Here is a 2,128-nt window from a genome sequence, read left to right as displayed (position 1 = left end):
CCGTCTCCCCCGCCGCGTGCTTGGTCTCGCCGCCCCCGCCTGAGCCGCCGCCTCCGCCGCCCTGCTCGTCGCCGTGCTGCTTCTGCCAGCCGGTCTTCTGGTTGCTCTCGGCCTTGTCGTTGTCGTCGGACATCGTGGTGTGGGGAGTACCCGGACTGCACGCGTCCTCGACGCGCCCGTTCGGCCCGCCGGCTAGTTTGGGGCGATCCCCCACGATATACGCCGTGCCCTCCGCCGACACGCTTCGCTCGCTCCTCGACCGCCGCATCCTCGTCCTCGACGGGGCCATGGGGACGATGATCCAGAACGCCAGCGTCACCGAGGCCGACATCCGGGGTGACCGCTTCGCCGATTGGGGACCGCCGCTCGCCGGTGCCAACGACCTACTGGTCCTGACGCAGCCCGACCTGATCCGGGACGTCCACCGGCAGTACCTCGAGGCCGGCGCCGACGTGGTCACGACGAACACGTTCAACGCTCAGGCGATCTCGCTGGCCGACTACGACCTCGAGGACCTAGCCTACGAGCTCAACGTCGAGGCTGCCCGCCTCGCCCGCGCGGCGTGTGACGACCTCGAGGGCGGCCCCGGGTTCGTCGCCGGCTCCATCGGGCCGATGAACCGGACGCTGTCGCTGTCGCCCGACGTCGAGGACCCGGGCTTCCGCGCGGTCACGTTCGACCAAGTGAAAGACGCGTACGCGGAGCAGATCCGGGGGTTGGTGGATGGCGGGGCGGACGTGCTCTTGGTCGAGACCATCTTCGACACCTTGAACGCCAAGGCGTGCGTCGTGGCTCTGCGCGAGCACCAGCGCGCGACCGGCTCGCTGCCGCCGGTGATGCTGTCCGGCACCATCGTCGACCAGTCGGGGCGGACGTTGGTGGGGCAGACCGTCGAGGCGTTCGCGACGTCGTTGGCCCACGCGCCGAACCTGTTGAGCGTCGGGCTGAACTGCGCGTTGGGCTCGGCTCAGATGCGGCCGTTTATCGAGGAGCTGTCGAACGTCACGCCGGCGTACACGAGCCTCTACCCAAACGCCGGCTTGCCGAACGAGTTGGGCGGCTACGACGAGTCGCCGGCGTTCATGGCTGAGCAAGCCCGCGCCTACGCTCAGGACGGCCTGCTCAACTTCGTCGGCGGGTGCTGCGGGACGACGCCAGCTCACATTCGTGCCATCGCTGACGCCGTCCAAGGCCTAGCGCCACGTTCGCCCTCGAGGCCGACCAAGACGTTCCGCGCCGCCGGCCTCGAAACGCTCACGATCCGGTCCGAGACCAACTTCGTCAACGTTGGCGAGCGGACGAACGTGACCGGGTCGCGCCGCTTCGCGCGTCTCATCAAGGACGACGAGTACGACACCGCCCTCGAGGTCGCGGCCCAGCAGGTCGAGGCCGGCGCCCAGATGATCGACGTCAACATGGACGAGGGGCTGCTGGACTCAGAAGCAGCGATGGAGCGGTTCCTGCTGCTCGCCATGTCCGAGCCCGACATCGCCCGTGTTCCTGTCGTCGTCGACTCGTCGAAGTGGGAGGTCATCGAGGCCGGGCTGCGGTGCATTCCCGGGAAGCCGGTCGTCAACTCGATCTCGATGAAGGAGGGCGAGGACGCCTTCCGTGAGCAGGCCACGCGAGCCCGCGACTACGGCGCGGCCGTGATCGTGATGGCGTTCGACGAGGACGGACAGGCCGACACGTTGGAGCGGCGCAAGACGATCTGCCAGCGCGCCTACGACATTCTCGTCCTCGAGGTCGGTGTGCCGCCGGAGGACATCGTGTTCGACCCCAACGTGTTCGCCGTCGCGACCGGTCTCGAAGAACACCGGCGCTACGCGATCGACTTTATCGAAGCCACGCGCTGGATCAAGCAGAATCTGCCTGGCGCACGCGTCTCTGGCGGCGTCTCGAACCTGAGCTTCTCGTTCCGTGGCAACGAGCCTGTCCGCGAGGCCATGCACTCGTCGTTCCTCTACCACGCCGTCCAGGCGGGCATGGACATGGGCATCGTCAACGCCGGCCAACTCGCGGTTTACGACGACCTCGAGGACGAGCTCAAGACGGCCGTCGAGGACGTGCTCTTCGACCGCCGCGACGACGCGACGGAGCGACTGGTCAACCTGGCCGACTCGTACCG

The 2,128-nt window shown here is 68.0% G+C and carries 1 protein-coding gene; it reads left to right on the top strand.

Annotated features, from left to right (window positions below):
- Nucleotides 1-287: 287 nt before the first annotated feature.
- On the top strand, nt 288-2,128 hold a 1,841-nt coding region (locus WBA11_RS06655), incomplete at its 3' end, for a homocysteine S-methyltransferase family protein (RefSeq protein WP_424519921.1).

The organism is Rubrivirga sp. (genome assembly GCF_049648075.1).
In the GTDB taxonomy this organism is placed as follows: domain Bacteria; phylum Bacteroidota; class Rhodothermia; order Rhodothermales; family Rubricoccaceae; genus Rubrivirga.
Note: the sequence above shows the minus strand (reverse complement) of the source record. Positions and strands in the feature narration are given on the sequence as shown.